Origin of the sequence: Coleofasciculus sp. D1-CHI-01, assembly GCF_040218875.1 — a bacterium.
GTDB lineage: Bacteria > Cyanobacteriota > Cyanobacteriia > Cyanobacteriales > Coleofasciculaceae > Coleofasciculus.
In genome coordinates this window covers 109980-124833 of the sequence record NZ_JAVJQP010000094.1, presented here as the reverse complement: position 1 = coordinate 124833, position 14854 = coordinate 109980, and the positions used below count along the sequence as shown (strand labels likewise).

Here is a 14854-nt window from a genome sequence, read left to right as displayed (position 1 = left end):
CACTTGTCGGTGAGAAAGGGCGGGTTTTGTTGTTCACTTGTCGGTGAGAAAGGGCGGGTTTTGTTGTTCACTTGTCGGTGAGAAAGGGCGGGTTTTGTTGTTCACTTGTCGGTGAGAAAGGGCGGGTTTTGTTGTTTACTTGTCGGTGAATAGCTGACTTTAGTCCCTAAACCCGCCCCTACACAGTCCCTAAACCCGCCCCTACACAGTCCCTAAACCCGCCCCTACACAGTCCCTAAACCCGCCCCTACAGATATGCCAAATTCATCTCGATTCATTTCCATAATTCCTAATTAACCTCTGGGTAAACAAATAAACATCATCCTGCTGATAACTTAATTGAAATGTCGGTGTATTTTGTAACCGTTCTAACAATTGATTAACCACATCGGGACTACTTCCCCAACCCGGATGACGCTGATTCAATAGTACGTAATTAAATTCCCCTAACTCAGTCGTTTCCGCACCGACGGTTACCAACTTAACCACAGGGCGGTGGGTTAAATGGGGAGCAACTTGGGCAGGAACTAAAACCCCACCTTTAGTTTGAATTTGAGCGATGGCTTCCCTTGTCGCTTGCCAAGTATCAATAGATTCCAAATATCTCGACCAAAAATAACCAAATTTGGCTAACGCTAAAAACGCAACCAATGACCAGATAATCATGCTTCGCGGGTGGCGGAACCATCCCTTTCCGGCGGCTAATGTAGAAATGACGGCTAATAAGAGAAAAGGCAGTGCTGGTAAAGAGTACTGATGAATTAAATCTTTTTGGGGTTGGTAGTCAGTGATTAAGTTTATTATCAAAGTAGGAACTGCACCAACTAAAGGGATTAGATGCTGGGGTGAAAGTCCCCAAATCAGAGGTGAGAACAGCAAAGCCAAATATTCTAGGTTAGGCAAGGTAAAAATTCTTCCCAATACTAACCCCGGTTTAAGAAGCAGATTTTTGGCGATTTCTAGAACCGAGTCTCCTAAGAAAGCATAGCGCCCGACTGCTTCAACACCATTGGGTCTAAAGGCGGGAATAATCACTTGAGTGGCAATTAAAAACCAGGCAATTCCTGCCGCTAATGCCATCCCACCAAACCACCGTTTTCTCTCAAAAACTAACAACCAAAACCCCATGGCGGCTACCGTCAGAGATAAAGCATCCCGACACGCCAAAATCAAAACAATTGCCCCACAAAACCAAATCTTACGATTCAGCCGCGCCGCCAAAACTGCACCTAAAAAAGCGGGTAAAGCGATAACTTCGGCATGGAAATCAAATAGATTGAGATTAAAAATTAATGGATACAGCAGATAGACGATTGCCATTGCTGTTGCTTGGGACTCCTTTAACCCTGCTTGACGGGCGAGATAAAAGGTGGGTAAAGCACCTATAGCTAACGCAATGGCTTGCACCGCAAACAACCAATGGACATCGGGATGGATTTTGTACAGTAAAGCAAGTCCATAGAGAATCCAATCCGCATGACCGCCCATAAAATGATAACCCCAGAAGGAAACAATGGGGGTTTGTCCCTGGCTAATCAGGTAAGTCGCTTGGTCGAAATAGCCCAAATCAAAAGCAGTGGATTGAAATAGGGCGTGTCGTAAGCTGCTGCATATCAATAGTATTAAAGCACTTACCGCGATCGCAGATATAACCGTATTCAGTGACCGACCTGTTGCCATACTACTCCCAGGGAGTTATAGTTTAACGTCTACACTATTCTCCTAGAAAAGCCAGTTTAGTCAAGTTATCGGACTTAGCCGTAAAACCTGCCCCGACACCCCACAACCCAATCAGGGATAGGAGAACAGGGTTTGTAGGGGCGGGTTTCATAACTAACGGATGGCTACACACTGATACATTGAGTCAAAATCCCCGAAATAGAATTAACCCAGTCTGAAATAAACCGATCACTACACCCAAAATCCCACCTAAATTAACAATCGCTTGCAGTTCATTTTTGACAATCACTTTAACGGCAACTTCCAATGATTCCGGTGATGTGCCTCGTACCCGCTCTACAATGAGCTGATCAATGGATAAAATGGGAATAACTTGAGTCACCAGTTTTTCTAAATCTTCTTCCAGATAACGCTCCAAAACTAATGCCAGTTCTTGACTAATTAATTCCATTGAGCTAGTCATAATCGCCGACTCTCGCAATCGGTCTAAAATTAATACCGCCACCTTTTCCCAATCAATGGATTGACTTAAACCTTGCAAAAATTCGCTACCCTGTTCTCGGATATACGTGCGAACCGCATCCCGCATAGTTTTGCGTAACTGTCGCACCGTAGACACGGGCAAATTTTGTAGGGATAGAGTTTGCAGCCAAAACTTTAACCGATCACGGGCACCCAACGCGGTCAATAATTCTTGCAGACGCGCATTAGATTCCTCTTTCTCATCTAAGCAATAGGTTCGCAAACGGGTGAGAGTATTGCGTAGTCCAAATAAATTGGCGACTATCCAATAGGTGCCGCTTGTCTTCTCGCGAAACCCTTCATCGATGATTTGGATATTGCGATCGGTTAAAAAATCAATAATCCCTTGACGCAGCACATCAGGCGGTAATGCCACTTGCAGAATCCACTGGGAAAGCTGTTGCGCTTGTTGCTCATTCAGTTGAAACTCCAGCAAAATCTGGTCAAAAATTTGGTTAAGCTGGGCTTCTAAAAAATTCTCGCGACGGGCTAAAACTTTGAGTAAACGGGGCAAGGATTCTCCTAATAAGTCGTGGAGGATAGCCGCAAGAATCTTCGCTGTTTTCTGTTCCTTATCCAACTGGACTTGTTGCAACGTCAGATTGAGCATCCACAGAATTGCCCCACGCATCCGTTCCCGATGCAGTAGACGCCGTGCTAGTCGTTGCATCTCCGACGGGGTTAACAAAGAACCCATGATGGTATCGGATACCCGTTTCGCTAAGCGTTCCTGGTTATCGGGAATTAAACCGGGTGTAAACGGTAACCGCCGCTTGCCAATATAAATGGGGCGGTAGGGACGGAATAGCATTTTAATTGCTAAATCATTAGTGAAATAGCCAATAATTCCCCCCGCGATTGGAGGTAAGAATAGCAGCCACAGGTTCGATAAATTCAAAACAGCAACCGACGTAATACAGAATGGACAAGCAAGGATTGGTGGAAAGGGTTGACTTTGGCGTTTTATAATCCCCCATCCCTGATCCCCATTGTAAGCTCTACGGTTCAAGGGGCATTTCATCCCTCGGATAAACACGCCCTCGAACGAAGTGAAGGGTCACGAGGGAGCCTGCACCTTCGCTATTTTGTAAAAAAGCTAAACGACACCCGACACCCCACACCCTGCCAATTCCTCAAGTCGTTTACCCACCCCGTCAAGATGCTACGGTTTCCTGATGACCAAAACGCCCATCATTCCCCCAGCGATGGGATAGTGAGTAGCTTGGCTAAATCCCGCTTGGTGAGCAAGTTCAACCTGCTGTTTTCCGTTGGGGAATCGCTCTAAGCTGGGAGTGATGTAGGCATATTCTTGCTCTAAGCCCAAGGATTTGGCACGGGGTACGACGATTGTGTCGAGATACCATTGCTGAAACTGACGTAGGGGTGCGTGTTGAGGACGATGAAAGTCTAGGATAGCCGCCTTTGCCCCCGGTTTGAGGACTCGGTACAGTTCTCGCAAACAACCGGGAATATCGGTAACGTTCCGCAAACCATACCCCATGGTGGCACCGTGGAAAAAATTATCCTGGAAGGGTAAATCGAGAGCATTGGCTTCAATCCAGTGAAGGGTTAAGGGGGGATAATGAGAAGTCACTCTGGCTTTCGCGATCGCGAGTAGTGCTGGCGAAAAATCCACCCCATACACTTGACCCGTTGTGCCCACGTCTCGTGCTAGCAGTTCGGCTAAATCGCCACTCCCACAGCATAAATCTAACCCAATCTCACCTGGCTCTAAGTCGCACCACTTCACCGCCATCTTTTTCCAGATCCGGTGTTGACCTAAACTTAACCACTGGTTGAGTTGGTCGTAAACTGGGGCGATGCGATCGAATAAATGGCGAATTTCTGATGGGGTATGGTCATTTGTCATTTGTCATTGGTTCGGGAACAGGGAACGGGGAACAGGGAATCGGGAACAGGGAATCGGGAATCGGGAACAGGGAACAGGGAACGGGAAACAGGGGACAGGGAACAGGGAACAGGGAACGGGAAACAGGGAACAGGGAACAGGGAACAGGGAACAGGGAACAGGGGAAGCTGGGGGAGATGAGGGCGGGTTTTGCACAAACTTTATCATCAACCGCGCCACAGAAGTTCCTAAACCCGCCCCTACAGATTCATCCCGCAGTATAAATCTAAACCAACACTCAGCGACTGGTTGCGATCGCTAAACCAACCTGCTGGGCGGATAGGTGAATCAGTTTTAGCTCATCTTCACTCAGTTTACGCGCCTGTTGTTGCCATTGGAGGGAGAGTAGAGCTAGGAGTTCGCTGCGGTGGACAATTGGAATCAGCAGGTGGGCTTTAATCCCAATTTTCTGGTAATACTCTGTGGCGTCTTGGGGAGTTGCACCCGGGGCGTTAATCCAGACTTGTACTTGACGATTAGCGATCGCGTCTGGCAAGAGGGGATCGGATTCTAGGGGGTTGACAAGGGATTCATCTTGGCTGTGTGTACCTTTTATATCTATCAAATGATCGTTTTCTACGAGTTGCACGATACAGGCGTCTGTGCCAAAGCTGTCGCTAAATACTTGGGCGATTTTGGGCAAGCTGGTTTCTAGGCTGTCTGAATCTTGAGCCACTTGCACCAGGGTTTCCATGAGTGCCATTTGAGCATGGGCTCGCTGCAATTCCTCGGTGCGTTGCTTCAGGAGTTCGTAGGTTTGAACTGCCCGTTCTACAACGGTTTTGAGTTCATTCGGGTCCCAGGGCTTGGTTATGTAGCGATAGACTTGTCCGGCGTTAATAGCTTCCACTAAGTCTTCCACATCCGTAAACCCGGTTAAGATAATCCGCATGGTATCCGGAAACTGGGGGACGGTTTTGCTCAAAAACTCCGTTCCCTTCATTTCTGGCATCCGCTGATCAGAAATAATTACGGCGACTTCTCCCTCATTAGCAAGAACAGAGAGGGCTTGAGCGCCACTTTCAGCCCTGAATACGCTAAAGTGACGGCGGAAGGTGCGGTAGAGGAGATCCAAGTTATCGGGTTCATCATCCACCACAAGCATTTTCGGTTTTTGCGATCGCTCCAAACTCATGAACTGACGAGTGATATTATCAAAATTAGGGTTCACCTTGTCCATAACACTACAACAAACTCCCAGCGAGTCAGTTTGAATCGGCGAGCCACAAGGATAAGGCTATTTGGGTTTTTCCTGTTGTTCAACGATGTCAACTATCTTAACCTTAAGCTTTTTATCTAACCCTAGCGAGTTTTTGCTTAAATCTATTACTATTTAATCACGAGAAATTCAAGACGTCTGATCACTCAAAAAATACGGCAAACTTTTCTTCCCTTTATGACTGAAATATCACCTGGAAATCCTCACCATAATCCTCAAGCTCACTCAGAGACAGTAGATGCTGATGCACTAATTCAGTTGCTCAGGCGCAAAGAACGTAACTGGGTAGAGTGGGGACAAGCGTGTCAACAACTCCAAAGTGCTGGCTATAGTTCCCAAGCTGTTTTTGATCAAACGGGGTTTGAGCCAATCCAACAGAATCAAGTAATTGTAGCATCTCAGGTCTATGAAACGTTAGTCAAAGCGGGGGTATCGGAGGCAGCGCGATCGCGCTTTGATCGGACGGGGAGTGATATCCTCTATGAGTTGCGGATTCTCACCCAACCGGAACGAGCCGCCGCCTCTGAGTTTATTGTTGCCAGAAATCTGGATTCTGACGGTGCCCGTGAGGTGGCAAAAGCGATGAAAGAGTTGTCGCGTCGCCGTAGCCTACCGGAAGGATTTTCAGATCACCCAGGTGATGCTGTGGCGTACCAATACTGGAAACTTGCCCAACAACAGCAAAGTTTACAAGAGCGATCGCGTTTAGTCGCACGAGGGTTAATGTTTGCTCATAGTCAATCCTCACGTCAAGAAATTGAGCAGTTACTCACAGAACCCTTAGGCGGTAGCCGCCGTCGAGCGCCCCGTTTGCCTGTCTATCGCGTGGAAGCGAGTGAACAATTACCGCGATTGATCCCATTGGTGGGTGAGTTTCCAGTAACCACCGCCGAGTTCCAGCAAGTGGAGGTGGTGAAGACAAAGGGGGCGTTTCAAATTGTGGATTCTACCCATCAACAACAGATTGTTGCCATCCCCGGTTGGCAAATCGTGGCAAAGGCACAAGAGCCTGTGGCAATTTTGGGTAATATGACTCAGCTTCCCAAACAAGAGAATCAAAAATCAGAAGCGGTGTTGCTAATTGTTGACCGCAAAACACCAGAGTGGGATGCCGATAATTATTATATGGTTGATCAATCGGGAACATTAGCGATCCAGTGGTTTTCGGAACAGCCGGATATACCGTTACTGGGACAGCTAATTCTGGTGTTGCGTCCCAAGAAAATTCTCGATGAAGTGTTGAGTCAGGATCTATGGCAAATTGATGAATAAATTTGTCATTCGTCATTCGTCATTTGTCAGGAACAGGGAACAGGGAACAGGGAACAGGGAACAGGGAACAGGGAACAGGGAACAGGGAACAGGGAACAGGGAACAGGTAAGGTAGAGTTTTGAGTTAACTTCCTCATCTCCCCCAGCTTCCCCAGCTTCCCCAGCTCCCCCATCTCCCAGACGTAGCATGCTACGTCTCTACTCCCCCCATCTTCCCCTCAAAGTGATCGGTATCACAGAGCTGCCGGAGGGTTATCACTTTCTGTTTGTAAAATTTGAGGAAAATTAACATAACTTGACTTGATCGATATTGTGCGGCAGTAGTCTATGCAATCTCCTATTCTTCTTCCGGGCGCTCTCTCGGAACTCTTTGCCCAAGCGACCAATTCTGGTTACATGACCAAAGCTGACCGCTATGGACTGATGGCAGCGATTTTAGGCGAAGATCTCAGTACAGACGAGAAATGCGTCATTGATCGTCTGCTGCGGGCGGTACGGCGAGGAAGGCTGCATTTAGCAGATGAACTGTCTGCTGTGCTGACTGATTCCCATGTCTCTTTCTCAGCGATGGTTTTAGCGGGCGGACAAAGTTCTCGCATGGGTCAGGACAAAGCCTTGATTCCGATCCAGGGTATGCCGTTACTTAGACAGGTTTGTACCATTGCTCTTAAATGTACTCGCGAAGTTTTTGTAGTCACTCCTTGGCCCGAACGATATCGAGATATTCTACCGAAAAATTGCCATCTCATCCAAGAAATGCTCCTCCTGGGAGAGGCTCAATCTCACGGTCCTTTGGTCGCTTTTGCTCAAGGATTAACTCAAGTGAAACGGGATTGGGTGCTTTTACTTGCCTGTGACTTGCCCCAACTTCAAGTTGAGGTTTTGCAAAATTGGGGTAGTCAGTTAACAAATGCTCCCAAAGAGGTGATGGCTGTACTCCCCCGAAGTCCCAAAGGATGGGAACCCCTGTGTGGTTTTTACCGACGCCAATGTTTACCCCAATTAATCGATTATATTAATCAGGGGGGGCGCTCCTTTCAACAATGGCTGGCACAGCATCCTGTCCAAGAAGTTCCGGTTCGCGATCGCCAGGTTTTATTTAACTGTAATACACCAGAAGACTTGAAAGTGATCAATTAGCATCTGTCGGGCTGCCTGAGATAAGAGATCGCAGCGACTGCCACGATAGGGTATTCAGTATTTATACGTATTTACTTGATATCCAAACCATCCAATAAGTATCTACATATCAATTTTTCTGCTGTACTCATAAAGCTCAAGTAACCTCAACTTCTTCCTGTTCTCCCCTTTTTCTTAGTTCTATTCCTTTCACCTCAGTACACTACTTATTCATTAATCCTTAACTACGTGTTTATTAGGTTCAGCTATAGCCCTGGGATTGGGGACAGTCCTGAAAAAAGAATATGACAAGAAGCAGGCAAAAAGTCAGCCGAAACGTTAATTTCACCATTAAGCTAACTGTTTAAGTGGGTAGACACAATTAAAGTTAACGGTTAAGATTAGGGAACACTGACATACAGTCGTTTGGGGGAATCAAGCTGACTCATTGGCAAAATAACGGTTACTGTAGTGCCTTGATTCAGTGTGCTGTCTATGTGAATCTGACCATGATGATTGTCTACAATGGCTTTAGCGATCGCTAACCCTAATCCAGAACCTGACGCCGCATCTTTAGTTCTGGCAGGATCGATGCGATAGAATCGATCAAAAATCAGAGGTAATGCGGTTTCGGGAATCCCAATACCATTGTCGCGAACTTGAACTTGAATCCAGGAATAACCTTGTCTTCCACCTTTGTTGGAACGCTTAACCAATTCGAGTTTTACCTGTACCCATCCTTCCTCGTCTTTGTCTGTTTTCGGTGGCGTATATTGCACCGCATTACTGACGAGATTGGTGAATAAACGTGCTAACTGATTCCAGTCGCCGAGAAGGGTAAACACCTCGTCGTCTAAGGATTGTAGGGGGGGCTGGGAAGCGCTAAAGCGCTCACTACGAACGGTGCGATCGCGTGCGTCTGATTCAGAGATGGAATCAACTGATAATTCAGCATTTGTATCGTTAGATTTTAAATCGAAATCAGGGGTTTCTGGCAAATGTAGCGACAGAAAAATACCCTTTTGATCGGCAATTAACTGTTGTTCTTCTATCACTTCCATCAGCAACGCATCTAGGGGGACAGGTTGCCATTCAGGTTGCACCATACCACTATCAACCCGCGCCAAAAAGAGCAAATCATTCACCAATCGTCCCAAGCGCTGAGTTAATCGTTCCACTACCTTAAGTTGGTGACGTTGCCATTGCGGTTCCATCTCTGGATCAGCTAACGCTACTTGCACATTAGTTTGAATCGTGGCGATGGGATTTCTTAACTCGTGGGAGGCATCAGCGGTAAACTGTTTTAACCGTTGATAGGAGTCGCGCACGGGTTTCATGGCGAGTTCGGAGAGTAACCAACCAATCGCAGCGGTGGAGAGAATCATTAGGGTTGTTCCCACCGTTAAGTCAACGATTAACTGGCGGATAGGTTTAGTGACTTCAAACCAGGGATGACTCACCCGTAAATAGCCTAAAACATATCGTCCCAATTCGACTCGCTTGGTGAACTGACGCAGCAGGTGATCCGGGGATAGATGGACAGTTTCCGCTGTTTGTCGGGGATGCAGGGGAATATCCAGGGGTTCTGATAGAGTTGACCACAGCAACTCACCTGTAGGACTAAACCATTCTAAGTCAATGTGGTCATCTTCTACAGCTTGGGTATTATCACGAAAACTGGCTTCTACGTTAATCTGATAAGGAGTAACCGTTCCCTCAGTTGGCTGAATCACCAGGGAGCGATCGACAACTTCCACCACATGCTTTAAGGTATCGTCCACCCGTTCAATTAAGGTGCTGCGGACGTACAAGTAAACCCCTGTCGCGAATAGTAATAATAAGACAGCCGTAACTGTTGTATACCAAAGTGCCAGACGGCGACGAGTAGCTTGAAACATTGTATAAGTAGTGGCGTGGCACACCCAATTTGATGAATTAGAATTACGCCTGGAAACCGTAGGGGCGCATGGCGTGCGCCCGATTCAATGGTCAAATCTCTTCCACAATTTTAGCTTAACTCTTTGAACCCGTTTCAACGGGTTTTAGCTTTTAGCCCCAACTTGAGTTGAGGGCTTAAGTCAGCTAGATGGACAATTTAATCTCTCAATCTCTCAATACCAAATGGCGCTGCGCGTCAAAGGCAATCGTCCCTTGCTGCTGTAACTGATTGAAGAGTCGAGTAATCGTGACTCTAGTGGTGCAACAGGCGTTGGCAAAATCCTGATGCGTCAGGCGAATGGTTAAACGAGTCCCCTCTGGCGTCGGTTGACCAAATTTTTCTTTTAACCAGGATAGGAAACAATTTAAACGATTAGTTATTTGTCGCTTACCCGCAATAGATAGGAGAAATTCCGTCTGCTGTAACCGCTGATTAAGCTGAGGTAAAAGCACCTGGAATAGCTGAGCAGAGGCGGCAATTTCAGTTTGAGAAATACTAATCAATTCTGCTGCTTCCGAGAGAACAGTAGCTTCGTACATCGGTAGAGATGTCATGCTAGAACTGAATGGCATGGATTCTCTGATTAATCCGACGATTATTTCATCACCACTTTCGCTAATTGTACTCAGTTTGATCACACCTTGATAGACGAGCCAAATAGTCTGGGGTTTGAGGGAAATTGTCTCGCCTTTATAATAGATATACCGATGGCGATTTTGGAAAAGGTTGGTGTTATTATCATAATTGCCTTCCCTCAGCATCGGTTGGCGATCGCGAATATCCTGTACCATCCAGTACAAACTGATCGGCTGATTGTCTAAATCACAGTGGGGACTTACCGTCAAAACCGCCTCCAAGGGTTCACTTTGACGCGGCTGAATCTGAGCAAGCCATTCTTGTTTGAGGTTACGCTGCTGAATCTGGACGAGTTTAGCCGGAAACTTGCGGCGATCAGATTTAGGGAAGAAGATGTCTAGAGGTTTACCCACTAAAAACCGCTGCGATACATTCAGTAGGTTGGCAGCAGCTTGATTGGCTTCTATAATTTTCCCGTTGGTATCCGTTTCGAGGTAAGCATGGGGCAAAAACTGGAATAGGTGTTGATAACGCTGGCGTTCAGCAGCTAATTTTACTTGCATCGCTGCCGATTCCTCCGCCTGTGCTAGAAGTTCCTCCATCGCTACTTGCAGTTCTTCTGAAGCCATACCGAGTTCTTTAAAGGCTGACGGTAACAGGTGAGATTTGCCGTTTGAAGTATTGACACAGTGGTAAAGCTGCTCTAAGCGTCTTTGTAATGCATCTAGCTGCTGTATAAACTGTTTTAAGTCCATGTCAAACGTCCCTGCACTCATTTTCGCCTGTAAATATTCCCCCATAGATAGATTTTCAGATGTTTTATTCAGTGTTTGAGAAAGATTAATAGATTCTGCCCTGCAAAGTACGCCTGTATTCAGGGTAACAAAGCAACTTCATATAAGTCCCCATCTTTAGACAGACGTAAGAGTCTAGCAGGAATTGATATGCTACTAGATGTCAGTCAAGTTCAAGGTTTCATCATCATCCCGACCGATAAGAGATGAGAACCGGGATTTACTTTCATCCCAGATCAACCCCTATCCGGCTAGGATTGGCAACCTCCCGTCTGACTCATAGCCACTCACTCTTCGTTTACAGATAGATATGAATTCTCAAACCACTTCTCGTCAAACAACTTTTGTCTCTCAACCCAGCCAAAGTACATCTAACAATCACCAAAGTCTCTGCTGTTATACTAATCACACTAGCCATGTTCAGGTTATCCGGCTTGTGAATCAATCCCATACTAATTGGCAACGGGTTATTTTCCCAGGTGAGCGTTTTCTGTTTGAAGCTGACTCTGAATCTAACTTAGAGATTATGGTTAATGAAGCGGTTTCTTCTCTAGTTAATTGTCAAAAATTGCTAGTAAAACTCGAAGCCTGATTCTTTATCAATTATTTTTTGCTGTTTGATTGGCGTAGTAAACCCTAATCCTAAACAAGAAGAGGAGCATCATGTCGCAGAAAATTATCAATCTAACCTGTCTGCTTGTCATTCAAGAAGTAAAAGATATCTTAGCAACTTATCCAGAGACTCCTTATCAAGAGGCTTTTGCTCAGGCAGAATTATTTAACCAGCTCATTAATCAGGTATTAAGTCGAATTCCGGATCAATCTTATACAATTATCTACGAATCTGAAAAACTCCCCAAAAACCCTAGACGCTTTTACTCTTCCCTAAAAGAGCGAATGATGGTCGAAGAACTGATTCATCAGACTATTATTGCTCTACTGGAAACGCAGAGAAAAAAAACGTTACAGTCCCCGGCGTCAGAAGATAACTGTTCTGCTAATGCAGTGATGACTTCCAACAAAAAAATCTATCGTTGGTTTGGCTATTAGGGTTTTGAGATCAGGATACACCACAGGACTTAATATTATGTCGGGTTGAAAATTTACACGAAATACCTGGACATAAATTTTGTCCGCCAAACATTCCGGTAGATCCCCGAATTCTGAATCTCATTCATTTAGGTAAGCAGGATTTCAACAAAGAAGTCGGGGATCTGGAGTAGTAAGAGTACGATGAAAACGTTGGATGATACAATAGTCGCCAACGCCAAATCATGTCGGTTTTGGCTGAGTCACTTGAGGAGTCTCCCTTCACCTGATGTCCAGACGAACAGCGAACCCGGCTAATGTATTCAATCAAATTCCCGGACGCGCTTATCTGTTGATTGCGATTGTGATTTTCGCGTCAGCCAATGCGGTAATCCGGATGTTAACAAATTTGGGAGATCAAAATTTAATTGATGGCAGAAATCCCATCTCGTTCTGTAATGTTCTGTTTGCGGGAAATCTTTGTGCCTTAATCGCCCTGATCTTCATCTATGGCAAGCAGTGGAATGTTGAATCCTTAAAACGTCTCTCCTGGACAGATTGGCTAGGATTGACGGGGGTGGCAATGCTGTCCGGGGCATTAGCTCCGGCTTTAACATTTATGGCGCTAGACTTAACAATGGTCAATAATGTGGTGCTAATTGGTCGCATTGAACCGCCCCTAATTCTGGCGTTATCGATACTCTTGCTGGGAGAACGGGTAAATAAGTGGGTGATAGCGGGTGCGGTGGTTTCGTTCATTGGCGTTTCTCTGACTGTATTACTTCAGACTCCCGCCACGGATATGGTGAATATGGGAAGATTCCCGATTGGCAGAGGGGAATTATTTGCCGCTGGTGGTGCGGTGGCATTAGCCTTGTCCACGATTATTAGTAAGGTGAAGCTACGCCAGATTCCCTTGGCTATTTTCAGCATCTATCGCATGGCAATGGCAACGTTAGTGTTCTTTGTCGTTGTCTTGATGCTGTTTGAACCCAATCATTTTATGGATGTGTTTTCGCCTTTTCTGTGGCAATGGATGTTGATTTACGGCATGGTGATTGTCGTCGGGGGTCAACTCTGTTGGTTTATGGGGTTAAAGGCAACGGGTGCAGCGGATGTTTCCTTAGCGAGTTCCTTTAGCCCCATTGCTGGAATTTTAGCGGCTTATTTTATTCTGGGGGAAGCGCCTACGATGGCGCAATATATCGGTGGGGCGGTGATTATTGGCGGTATTGTCCTCAATCAGATTGGTGTGTTTCGCAAAATGGCGGAAACGGTTACGCTGCCACCTGGGAATTCCGATAAGGAAGCGGATACAGAGGTGGGCTTTAAAGGGGTTTGAACCACCAGTTATGGACTATTTGAGGTTCATATCATCCCCTTTTGCCACGGCGATTGAAATCGCTGCTACACAAACAAAGTCCGCCTGCGCGGACTGGGTTATCAGGGGGGTAGTTAACCCGGATTTAGTCGGATTATACCGTAGGGTGGGCACTGCCCACCAGCATACCAGTCAGTACCATTCGTCTTAACTTGAATGGCACTGACTTTAGAGTTTGTAGTCAGCGCTTTAGCGCTTCTGGCACTAAAGTGCCTACTACGAAACCAGCTTAAGTCAGTACCATCCGTCTTACATTTAGGCTATAGGAATAATCAGGAATTTAAATCGATACCTGGGATATGCTCTCTCCAGCCCTCTCTGCCGCTACTACAGCGGTTTTACGGCTATCTCTGAACGTTTGTCAAGTCGTAATCCCTCGGCTAAATCCTCATTGACGTAGAGTTGCCGTTTAAGTTTTATTACAATTAGAATAATTACTTTGAACAATTGTTAACTCATTGCTGCCCTACTTCGTGCATGATGTTCATTACCAACCAACTGCCCACCGCAAATCTTGAACTCAAGCCAGCCGTTAACCAGGCGTTTAACGACTTCCAGCGCCTGTCTGTTGAGGATCAGTCAGGGCTGCTTTGGGGAATGTACCAAAACCTAGGCTGTTCTTTAGTGCCAACACCTGCGGGTGCTGCACGGTTATTTTTGACCCAAGGGTTGCTACATCGGATCAAGCAAATGCCTGCTACTGAACAGTTAGCGGCGATGCAGGACTTATTACAGGGGACAGATAGCCCCATCAGTCGTCAATACGGACTGTTCACACTGAAAACAAAACTGGCGTTTTGGACTCAGTTATTTGATTGGATGTCCACAGGTGAAGTGAGTCCAGTGGCAATCGCTTCTTCGCTTTCTTCCTCAGCTACAACCCTGTTGAGAACGATCGCGTTATTAGACCTGAATGAGCAAATTGCCCTATTCAACGAGATCATTGACCAGATGGGTGTTGCTCCTTTAGCCGCTTAAGGATAGGACGGTTGGGTATCTATCTATCTATTCAAGTTCAACCTCTAAAAGCCCAACTGTTACAGCAACAAAGGCAAAGGCTACACCTAAAGGCATCGGCGACTGGAAATAAACGGTCAAAATAGCGGCAACAATAGTAACCAACATTGCCCCCATTGACCACCATTTTTCTTCGCCACTCCAGCCTTTTTCCGCTTTAATCCATTTCAAGGCGTCCGTCGGCAGGGGTTCTGGAATTACTGCGCCCGGTGGGAACGCCCAATAGTTATTGCGCTCAATATATAAGTCAGTCCAACCGTTCTCGTAGCACCATTCGTTTAACCAAGCTTCACAGAAATGTTTCATCGGATTTTGTTAAAATGTGTTAAATTAGCATGTCTTACCGCCTCAATAAGAGTAGCAAATCTTTTTCGAGACTAAAAGAGGAATAAATACC

The 14854-nt window shown here is 46.0% G+C and carries 15 protein-coding genes and 1 pseudogene; 8 read left to right on the top strand and 8 right to left on the bottom strand.

Annotated features, from left to right (window positions below):
- Window positions 1-264: 264 nt before the first annotated feature.
- The 3 genes from RIB93_RS17675 to ubiE form a co-directional block, all read right to left on the bottom strand.
- A complete protein-coding gene (locus tag RIB93_RS17675) occupies window positions 265-1680 on the bottom strand; it encodes a DUF2079 domain-containing protein (RefSeq protein ID WP_446374058.1) in 1416 nt (471 codons plus the stop codon).
- A 184-nt stretch (window positions 1681-1864) separates the two neighbouring features.
- Entirely contained in the window at window positions 1865-3100 is a 1236-nt protein-coding gene (locus RIB93_RS17670) for a DUF445 domain-containing protein (protein ID WP_446374064.1), read from the bottom strand.
- Window positions 3101-3364: 264 nt separating this feature from the next.
- Entirely contained in the window at window positions 3365-4072 is a 708-nt protein-coding gene (ubiE, locus tag RIB93_RS17665) for a bifunctional demethylmenaquinone methyltransferase/2-methoxy-6-polyprenyl-1,4-benzoquinol methylase UbiE (protein WP_446374056.1), read from the bottom strand.
- Between ubiE and RIB93_RS17660 the strand changes: the two genes are divergently transcribed.
- On the top strand, window positions 4023-4373 hold the full coding sequence (locus RIB93_RS17660) for a hypothetical protein (RefSeq protein WP_446374054.1): 351 nt from the start codon (window positions 4023-4025) through the stop codon (window positions 4371-4373). The genes ubiE and RIB93_RS17660 overlap by 50 nt on opposite strands.
- Here the strand turns inward: RIB93_RS17660 and RIB93_RS17655 are convergent.
- On the bottom strand, window positions 4350-5291 hold the full coding sequence (locus RIB93_RS17655; protein WP_446374052.1) for a response regulator: 942 nt from the start codon (window positions 5289-5291) through the stop codon (window positions 4350-4352). The genes RIB93_RS17660 and RIB93_RS17655 overlap by 24 nt on opposite strands.
- Window positions 5292-5507: 216 nt before the next feature.
- Between RIB93_RS17655 and RIB93_RS17650 the strand changes: the two genes are divergently transcribed.
- Window positions 5508-6602, top strand: a complete 1095-nt coding sequence (locus tag RIB93_RS17650; protein WP_446374050.1) for a RuBisCO accumulation factor 1 — start codon at window positions 5508-5510, stop codon at window positions 6600-6602.
- Between the two features lie 12 nt (window positions 6603-6614).
- Here RIB93_RS17650 and RIB93_RS17645 read toward each other — a convergent pair whose 3' ends face one another.
- Window positions 6615-6791, bottom strand: coding sequence for a hypothetical protein (locus RIB93_RS17645; protein ID WP_446374048.1), 177 nt, complete (start codon window positions 6789-6791; stop codon window positions 6615-6617).
- A 348-nt stretch (window positions 6792-7139) separates the two neighbouring features.
- Between RIB93_RS17645 and RIB93_RS17640 the strand changes: the two genes are divergently transcribed.
- Both RIB93_RS17640 and RIB93_RS17635 read left to right on the top strand, forming a co-directional pair.
- Window positions 7140-7742, top strand: coding sequence for a molybdenum cofactor guanylyltransferase (locus RIB93_RS17640; protein ID WP_446374062.1), 603 nt, complete (start codon window positions 7140-7142; stop codon window positions 7740-7742).
- A gap of 235 nt (window positions 7743-7977) precedes the next feature.
- Window positions 7978-8064 (top strand): annotated as a pseudogene (locus RIB93_RS17635) (PEP-CTERM sorting domain-containing protein); the annotation flags it as partial.
- A 58-nt stretch (window positions 8065-8122) separates the two neighbouring features.
- Here RIB93_RS17635 and RIB93_RS17630 read toward each other — a convergent pair.
- Together RIB93_RS17630 and RIB93_RS17625 are read right to left on the bottom strand one after the other, a co-directional pair.
- The gene (locus tag RIB93_RS17630; protein ID WP_446374046.1) at window positions 8123-9619 is read right to left on the bottom strand and encodes a sensor histidine kinase; all 1497 of its coding nucleotides are present in this window, start codon (window positions 9617-9619) and stop codon (window positions 8123-8125) included.
- 205 nt (window positions 9620-9824) lie between these two features.
- Window positions 9825-11036 (bottom strand): PAS domain-containing protein, encoded by a 1212-nt coding sequence (locus RIB93_RS17625; protein WP_446374044.1) that lies wholly within the window; start codon window positions 11034-11036, stop codon window positions 9825-9827.
- A gap of 304 nt (window positions 11037-11340) precedes the next feature.
- On the opposite strand from RIB93_RS17625, the gene RIB93_RS17620 reads away from it, so the two are divergent.
- The 4 genes from RIB93_RS17620 to RIB93_RS17605 all read left to right on the top strand — a co-directional run bounded on the left by RIB93_RS17620 (window position 11341) and on the right by RIB93_RS17605 (window position 14418).
- Window positions 11341-11622 carry a DUF1830 domain-containing protein gene (locus RIB93_RS17620; RefSeq protein WP_446374042.1) on the top strand — a complete coding sequence of 94 codons (282 nt, stop codon included), beginning with the start codon at window positions 11341-11343 and terminating at the stop codon, window positions 11620-11622.
- Between the two features lie 71 nt (window positions 11623-11693).
- The gene (locus RIB93_RS17615) at window positions 11694-12080 is read left to right on the top strand and encodes a hypothetical protein (RefSeq protein ID WP_446374040.1); all 387 of its coding nucleotides are present in this window, start codon (window positions 11694-11696) and stop codon (window positions 12078-12080) included.
- Between the two features lie 268 nt (window positions 12081-12348).
- On the top strand, window positions 12349-13401 hold the full coding sequence (locus RIB93_RS17610; protein WP_446374038.1) for a DMT family transporter: 1053 nt from the start codon (window positions 12349-12351) through the stop codon (window positions 13399-13401).
- Between the two features lie 516 nt (window positions 13402-13917).
- The gene (locus RIB93_RS17605) at window positions 13918-14418 is read left to right on the top strand and encodes an orange carotenoid protein N-terminal domain-containing protein (RefSeq protein WP_446374036.1); all 501 of its coding nucleotides are present in this window, start codon (window positions 13918-13920) and stop codon (window positions 14416-14418) included.
- Between the two features lie 27 nt (window positions 14419-14445).
- On the opposite strand, the gene RIB93_RS17600 is transcribed toward RIB93_RS17605, so the two are convergent.
- Window positions 14446-14763, bottom strand: a complete 318-nt coding sequence (locus tag RIB93_RS17600) for a slr1957 family protein (RefSeq protein ID WP_446374034.1) — start codon at window positions 14761-14763, stop codon at window positions 14446-14448.
- Window positions 14764-14854: the final 91 nt, after the last annotated feature.